This is a genomic window from Phormidium pseudopriestleyi FRX01, from assembly GCF_017313335.1.
GTDB classification, from domain to species: domain Bacteria; phylum Cyanobacteriota; class Cyanobacteriia; order Cyanobacteriales; family Laspinemataceae; genus Laspinema; species Laspinema pseudopriestleyi.
The window spans coordinates 1-5088 of record NZ_JAFLQW010000431.1 but is presented as its reverse complement, the minus strand read 5'-3'; the positions used below and the strand labels follow the sequence as shown (position 1 = coordinate 5088).

The window sequence follows — 5088 nt, the reverse complement described above, 5'->3', positions numbered from 1 at the left end:
TTGGTCATTGGTCAATGTTGTCAAACCCAGACCCTTCAAAGATCCGCATCTTGGTATAATCCCCTCTCAAATAGGCCACTTTTCAAGGAAACAACTATGGCAGACTGGCAAGAAATAACCGGAGGGGTGACGGCTCCAAAAGGATATCGGGCAGCGGGGATTGCCGCTGGGTTAAAACCGTCAGGAGCACCGGATTTGGCATTGATTTGGTCTGATGTAGAGGCGATCGCCGCTGGGGTTTTCACAACCTCCGTTGTTCGTGCCGCCTGTGTAGACTACTGTCGCCAACGCCTTGAGGAAAAAGCCAGCGCCCGCGCTATCTTATGTAACGCAGGACAAGCCAACGCCGCCACCGGGGAGCAGGGGTTGGCGGATACCCTCGAAAGTGCGGATTTGTTAGCCCGAGAACTCTCGATTTCCCCCAATTCCGTACTCATTGCCTCCACCGGGGTAATCGGTCAACGGATTCGGATGGATGCCTTGCGGGCTGGGATTCCCGCTGTTGTGGCGGCTTCCTCCCCAGAGGGCAATGATGCCGCAGCCAAAGCGATATGCACCACGGATTTAGTCCCCAAAACCATTGCCTTAGAAACCACCTTTGAGGGCCGTCCGGTGCGTATCGGGGGGATTTGCAAGGGTTCGGGAATGATTCATCCGAACATGGCAACCCTGCTGGCGTTTGTTACCTGCGATGCCACCGTCTCTTCCCATCTGTGGCACGATATGCTCAAACGGGCTACAGACCGGAGTTTTAATCAGATTACGGTGGATGGCGATACCAGCACGAACGATACCCTGATTGCTTTAGCCAATGGACAATCTCGCACTCCAGCGATTACAGAAATGGGTCCGGAGGCGGAAAAATTAGAGGCGGGATTGACGGCTGTCTGTCAACATCTGGCGAAGGCGATCGCCCGGGATGGAGAAGGCGCAACCTGCTTGATCGAAGTCCAAGTCACAGGTGCACCGGATGACGCCGCAGCGCGTCGGGTGGCCAAAACCATTGTCGGATCGAGCTTAGTGAAATCCGCCGTCTTTGGTCGGGACCCGAACTGGGGGCGAATTGCTGCCGCCGCTGGACGTGCGGGGGTCTCCTTCAATCAAGATAACCTGCGGATTCAACTCGGTGAGTTTTTGTTGATGGAAAACGGTCAACCCTTAGCCTTCGATCGCCCTGCCGCTAGTGCGTATTTGAAACAAGCTGCGGCAGGTGCTTATTTGAAAGAAGATACGGTGCTCATCCAGGTTCAGATTGGACAGGGTTCGGGAACCGGAACAGCCTGGGGATGTGACCTCAGTTATGATTATGTGAAGATCAATGCTGAGTACACCACTTAAGGTATAACAGCTTGATTTGGTGGCTGAATCCACGGATTTTGCAGGAGGGAGCATCCCAATGAAAGCCGCCCTCACCCTAAATCCCTCTCCCAAAGGGGGAGAGGGACTGAGGGTGAGGGCTTCTCCCAAAAAGGGAGAATGGGGCTCCGAGGGATGAGGGCCTTACAAGAGTAGGTTTTTTACGTTTATGGTGATTCGCCTTACGAACGGTCCCCGGACCTTGGCAAGGGGAGGGTTAGGGTGGGGTCCTCTTGACGTAGCGATCGCCACGTTACGCACTCAAAGGAAGCGATCGCGCCTGTATGGAGGCGGGTGCCAACCTCTTTCTACGCGCAAGTGCGATCGCACGTCACTCCGACACTCCACCCACCGATTGTGACGTGCGATCGCACGTCAAGAGGACCCCACCCTAACCCTCCCCTTGCCAAGGTCCGGGGACCGTTCGTAAGGCAAATCACTATGGAGGACCCCACCCTAACCCTCCCCTTGCCAAGGTCCGGGGACCGTTCGTAAGGCGAATCACCATAAACGTAAAAAACCTACTCTTGTAAGGGGATGAGGGCAGACTGTCCAAACATCGGATGCACCCGTTGCGGAGAGTCGCCCCCGAGGGTCAAGGCGATCGCCCAAAACTTCCCCGATAGATGACGGTTTCAGACTGTTCTAATTCCTGTCTTGAGAGTAGGAATCGCGAAGAGAATTTGCCATCAACTCCGAGGCGATCGCCATCCCTAAAAAAAAATAATTTATTTTTTCAGAGAATAAATTTTTAATTCTCTATCTTTGGGCTGATTCATTTAAAGGAATTGTTCGCTTATACCTGTTAAGAGCTTTAACCAATTCTGGATTTAAGCCCCAGAAAAATTACCCCGGCGAACCTCAACATCCTCATTAAACCGATTGCCCATGTTTACATCCATAAATGTTTTGAAAAAATCCAAAATAACTCGAAAATTTAGCCTAATTCTAGGCGGATTCTTGACCAGTTCTCTCCTATTTGCCATGCCGGTGACGGCGCAAATTACTGATGCCAAAGTTGACTCTCTCGTGGAGGCATTGCGACTAGCTGCACCGGATACGGGCATGGAAGATGACGGACTCTATAGCGATTGGCAAATTAAACCGGATAATATTCCCCGGTGGTCGAGACTTTGTATTCAACAGGAACTGACTCCGGCAGAATTTGAAGCGAATGAAGCCCAAGCTAGAGAAGTTTTAGCCTGTGTGATGAGCGATGTCCTCCAGGAGGAGTATGAAGCCAGTGGCAGTGATGAATCCTTGGCGGTGCGTCGGGCGGCGGCTTGGTGGATGGCTGGAGATCCTGAGCAGTATAACAGCGAAAGAATTTCTGGCTATACCCAAGAGGTTCTGCAATACTATCAGCAACAGCAATAAAATCCTGTTTTCATCTTTCTCATTTCTGAATGCAAACCCAATGGCGAAAGCTTAAAAACGAGTAGTTTTGATGAAGGCGGTTATCTTGGATACCGCCTTTTTGATTGGGTTCATGCAAGGGGTGATCAATTGCCAGTTTTGCGACCTGATTTTTATCTGAGCCTGCGGGAAGACCAGCGCTCTATCTGTACCCAGATGAGCGACTGTATGAAAGCCGCGTATATTGAGTAGGCTCAATACCTACTAAATAGATATTTACTGGAATACTTATCGTAAGTAAATCATCTTATAATAACCCTATGCTAACCATGACTTACCGCTATCGCATATATCCAGATACCACCGAAGAAGGCAAAACTGTCTGGGTGGATGGAAACGTGCAGAGTGGCTTATAACTATACCCAAAGGAGAAAATAGCTCTATGTGTTCTTATTCAAGTATCACCGTAAATGATAAAAATTTTATTAAAAGCTGGCTACAAAGAAATAGATTAAAACACAGTTTATTAGAATTTCAAGAAAACCAAATTCTTGAAAATTTTGAGTGTAAAATTATCGATTGGGGGGGGGGATGGCGAACTATGTAAACTCTTAGTTGATAAATTTTCCAAGGCTGAAATATGGTGTTACGAGCCTGTAGAAAAAATGAGGGAAGAGGCAAAATATAATTTAGAAAATTTGCCCGGTGTAAAAATTATTGCTGATGTATCTGAGTTACCCCATTCCTATTTTGATGTAATATTTTGCTTGGAAGTGTTTGAACACTTGCCTGAAAAAGAAACTGAAAAGGCAATAGATGATATTTCAACACTTCTTACCCCTGGCGGATATGCTTGTATTGGGGTCCCCAATGAGATTTATATTCCAGCACTGATTAAAGGTTTATTTAGAATGACCCGCAGGTATGGAGCTTATGATGCTAATTGGGTTAACTTGATTTCTGCAACTCTGGGAAATCCACCTAAAGATCGTCCCGTTAGTAAAATAGAGGATAAATTTTCTTATTACTCTCCTCATATGGGCTTTGATTTTCGCGATTTCCAGAAGAAGATCGGCCAAAAGCTGAAAATAGAAAAAATATGGGGAAGTCCAATTACTGGCCTGCCAGCTAGTTTGAATTTTGAAGTGTATTTCCTGTGCAGGCATAAAGCCTAAAAAGGGAGTTTTAACGAAATATGACCTTGAAGTCATCATTCGTCTTACCATAGATGAGGGTCTCCAGAAAACATTGACAATACCCGCTCATATTTTCATTTTAAACAAGCGAATATGTTCTGTGTGAGTCTGCTGACATGATATTCAGGGAAGATTTAGACTTTCGGATCATGGCGAAGGGGATGCTTGGCAAACAGATGCTTGATGGTGGATTTGGACAATTTCGTTCGATCGTCAAGTATGTTTGCTGGAAGTTAGGGAAATTCTTTGCCGTAGTCAATAGCCGAGGGACAAGTCAAGAATGTCCTGAATGTGGTGCGATCGTTAAAAAAACCCTGAAAGTAAGAGTTCCTCATTGTCTTGAATGTGGGTTTACCATTGACCGAGATGTTGCTTCAGGCTTAGTAATTCGTAACCGAGGGATTGCCCTCATTAGTACCGATGGATGGTCGGGAAAGGAAACTGTCTGTGCAGGCGATCTAGCAGGGGCTGAAAAGTCTAGCCAAGTGCCGAAATCCCGCAAGGGAACAACCAGAAAATCTCTGAAGTGATTCAAGTAAGCCAGCACGCGATCCGCTTGGGCGGTCAGTGTCTGGAGATGTCACATTTTGGCGGGGATTAATGATTTACGCCAGGGGATGGGGGTGGATGAAATTTTGGAGAATCATCGCCAGATTCTGCGTCGCCTGGGTCAAGAGTATCCCGGTGCTCAGGTGGTCCTACAATCAATTTTGCCCACGCGATTAGCGCAGATTCCCAATCGGCAAATTGAGTGGATTAATCAACAATTGGCGGCGATCGCCCGGTTCGAGGGGGCGAGTTATCTGGATTTGTATGCTCAGTTTAGCGATCGCAGCGGAAACTTGCAGTTGGAATTAGGGAACTCCAAAAAATAAAATACTCAAAACCCACACCCGTTAACGGTGGGGCTACACGGACGAAGCCTGCCTACGCAGGCTGAAGATAGGTCTTTAATTCCTAAATTTGGATAATTTATTTTTTGGAATCCCCTTAACCACCTTAAATGCGGCAATTCCCCAGACGCTGTACCTGAAAGGTACAGCGTCTGGGGAATTGCCGCCAGCAAATAAACTGAGCGACAGCGAATCATTATTTGAATTGATACTCATAGCCGTCAGCCTTGTTAATGGTTTTCAAATATTTCGGATGTACATCAAAACTTTTACTACACGCAGTTAAC

General features: G+C 47.3%; 6 protein-coding genes. All 6 read left to right on the top strand.

Features of this window, described 5'->3' with window-relative positions:
• The first annotated feature begins 96 nt into the window (after positions 1-96).
• The 6 genes from argJ (at position 97) to J0895_RS16215 (ending at position 4783) form a co-directional block, all read left to right on the top strand.
• Positions 97-1338: a bifunctional ornithine acetyltransferase/N-acetylglutamate synthase gene (gene argJ, locus J0895_RS16240; protein ID WP_207089086.1), complete on the top strand. Its 1242-nt coding sequence runs from the start codon at positions 97-99 to the stop codon at positions 1336-1338.
• Between the two features lie 187 nt (positions 1339-1525).
• Positions 1526-1717, top strand: a complete 192-nt coding sequence (locus tag J0895_RS16235) for a hypothetical protein (protein ID WP_207089085.1) — start codon at positions 1526-1528, stop codon at positions 1715-1717.
• Between the two features lie 527 nt (positions 1718-2244).
• Entirely contained in the window at positions 2245-2733 is a 489-nt protein-coding gene (locus tag J0895_RS16230) for a hypothetical protein (protein WP_242541366.1), read from the top strand.
• 530 nt (positions 2734-3263) lie between these two features.
• Positions 3264-3887: a class I SAM-dependent methyltransferase gene (locus J0895_RS16225; RefSeq protein WP_207089084.1), complete on the top strand. Its 624-nt coding sequence runs from the start codon at positions 3264-3266 to the stop codon at positions 3885-3887.
• A gap of 137 nt (positions 3888-4024) precedes the next feature.
• A complete protein-coding gene (locus J0895_RS16220) occupies positions 4025-4438 on the top strand; it encodes a zinc ribbon domain-containing protein (protein WP_207089083.1) in 414 nt (137 codons plus the stop codon).
• Positions 4439-4495: 57 nt separating this feature from the next.
• Positions 4496-4783 (top strand): GDSL-type esterase/lipase family protein, encoded by a 288-nt coding sequence (locus tag J0895_RS16215; protein WP_242541365.1) that lies wholly within the window; start codon positions 4496-4498, stop codon positions 4781-4783.
• Positions 4784-5088 lie beyond the last annotated feature (305 nt).

Bases quoted from the DNA above. Each gene is read 5' to 3' on its own strand.
- J0895_RS16220 (WP_207089083.1), top strand. From the start codon at position 4,025: ATGATATTCAGGGAAGATTTAGACTTTCGGATCATGGCGAAGGGGATG.
- J0895_RS16235 (WP_207089085.1), top strand. From the start codon at position 1,526: ATGGTGATTCGCCTTACGAACGGTCCCCGGACCTTGGCAAGGGGAGGG.
- argJ (WP_207089086.1), top strand. From the start codon at position 97: ATGGCAGACTGGCAAGAAATAACCGGAGGGGTGACGGCTCCAAAAGGA.
- J0895_RS16230 (WP_242541366.1), top strand. From the start codon at position 2,245: ATGTTTACATCCATAAATGTTTTGAAAAAATCCAAAATAACTCGAAAA.